At 69.0% G+C, this 2,109-nt stretch carries 1 protein-coding gene and 1 pseudogene; both read left to right on the top strand.

All coding sequences use genetic code 11. From position 1 onward, the window contains the following. The first annotated feature begins 109 nt into the window (after positions 1-109). Positions 110-1,837, top strand: a complete 1,728-nt coding sequence (locus tag AC5RUJ_RS15070) for an LpqB family beta-propeller domain-containing protein (RefSeq protein ID WP_494025563.1) — start codon at positions 110-112, stop codon at positions 1,835-1,837. Positions 1,838-1,928: 91 nt separating this feature from the next. Next, positions 1,929-2,109: pseudogene (locus AC5RUJ_RS15065) on the top strand (hypothetical protein); the annotation flags it as partial.

Here is a 2,109-nt window from a genome sequence, read left to right as displayed (position 1 = left end):
GGCGGCACGCTCACCCATTCGCCGCTGCCGCTGCCACCGGCCGGCGCCTCCGCGTGGCACGGCCAGCTGGTGGCCGAGAATGTGCTCCTCGAACAGCAGGAGGAAAACGGTGTTCCGGATCCCAGCTGAGCCTGCCCGCCCCTCCCGGCTGCGCGCCGTCGTCGTCATGCTCTGTGCCATGCTGGCGCTGGTCTCCTGTTCCTCCATCCCGATGTCGGGGCCGGTGGGCACGGTCCAGGCCGATTCGGGCGAAACCGGGGGGACCGGCTACACCTTCAACCCGCCGGGGCCGTCGCCGGGGGACTCCCCGCAGCAGATCGTCGCCGGCTTCATCCAGGCGGGCACGGCCACGCAGGACGATTACCGGATTGCGCGCGAATTCCTCGCCCCGGACCTCGCCGGCGAATGGCAGCCGGTGCAGCGGACGCTGGTGTACCGGAACGTCGTGCGGATTGTCGGATCGCCGTCCGAAACCGAATTCGTGCTCCAGGTGGAGGTCGATGCCACGATCAACGAGTCGGGCGTCCGCACCCAGGCCGAGGAAGGGGCCACCGAATCGCTGCCGGTGGAACTGGCGCAGGTGGACGGCGAATGGCGGATCTCCAGCGTTCCGGACGGGACCATGGTCTCCACGGTGGACTTCCGCACCTTGTTCTCCCCGTTCAACCTGTACTACTACGACCCGACGTACACGTATGCCGTGCCGGACGTGCGCTGGTTCGCCAACCGGCAGGGCATCTCGGCGGCCATCGTGGCTGCCATGCTGGAGGGGCCCGCGCCGTACCTGGCCGGCGCCGTGATCAGTGCCTTCCCGGAAGGCTCGCAGCTGGTTCGGCGGGCCGTACCGATCGAATCGGGGGCTGCCAGCGTGGACCTGTCGGCCGAAGTCCTCACGGGCACCACGTTCCTGCGCCGGCAGCAGATGCAACAGCAGCTGGAACTGACGCTGGGAGAGCTCAATACCGTCTCCACCGTCCAGATGACCGTGGACCAGCGGGAAGTGGACCTGGGCAATTCCCCAGATCCCCAGTTCCAAGCCGCGGTGACGGACCCCGCGGTTGGCAACGTGCAGATCGGGGTTTTGGACGAGGAACTGGTGTTTTACGAAGGATCGCGGCCGGTCAAGCCGGAGGACCTGCCGTCCGTCAGCCGGCTGCGCCCGCGCGAACCGGCGATGTCGCTGGACCAGGAACGCTTTGCCTTCCTGACCGCCGAGCGCAACCGGATGTTCGTGATCGGCGAGGACCGCCGCGCGGTGGAGGCGGCATCCGGAAGCAACCTCACCGGACCCAGCGTCGATCCCTTCGGCTGGGCCTGGGCGGCGGCCGGCGACGGCAGCGGGAAAGTCTCCGCGGTGTCCATCGAGGCGCCGGACGAATCGGTGGCGGTCAGCGCCCAGTGGCTGACGGAGCGGACTGTGACCGAGCTGCAGATTTCACGTGAAGGTTCCAGGGCGCTCATCACCACCCGTGAAGGCGAGAGCACCTCGGTCTACGTTGCCGGCGTCGTCCGCGACCAGGACGGTCGGCCCCGGGGCATCACCACCCCCAAGCGGTTGAACCCCTCGGTGCCGGTGGACTCGGGCGTCTGGGCGGACGAGGATACCGTCGTCGTCATGCAGGCCTCGCCCGACCAAGCGGTGACTGCGGAGGTGCTGAACCTGGACGGCAGCACCCTGCGGACCGCGCCCCTGCAGGGGATGGTGGAGATCAGCGCCGGCAACGGCGACCAGGACGTGTACGCCCAGACCAATGAGATGCTCTACATCCGCGTCGGCAACAGCTGGGCGCCGCAGCGAAATTCCCCGCTGGTCATCGATCCGTCCTTCCCCGGATAGCCCCGCCTCCACAGCCGCCGCAGCACCGGAACACTCCACAGCCGGCGCCCAGGGCACGCCGGGCGGGCGGGGGAGCGGCCAGGCTGAAGGGATGGCGGGAACGGTGATAAAGGTGACGCCGGACGTGGGAACCCGGCTGGACAGGCTGTATTTCAGCCCGGCCCCGCAGGCGCTGCGGATCTGGTCCGGGCAGTTCGGCCGGCTGCTGCTGCCGACCGACTGCGTGGCCTGCGGTGCGCCGGATTACGTCCTGTGCGCTGCCTGCAGGCGGC

Source organism: Arthrobacter sp. Y3223164, from assembly GCF_059091005.1.
Note: the sequence above shows the minus strand (reverse complement) of the source record. Positions and strands in the feature narration are given on the sequence as shown.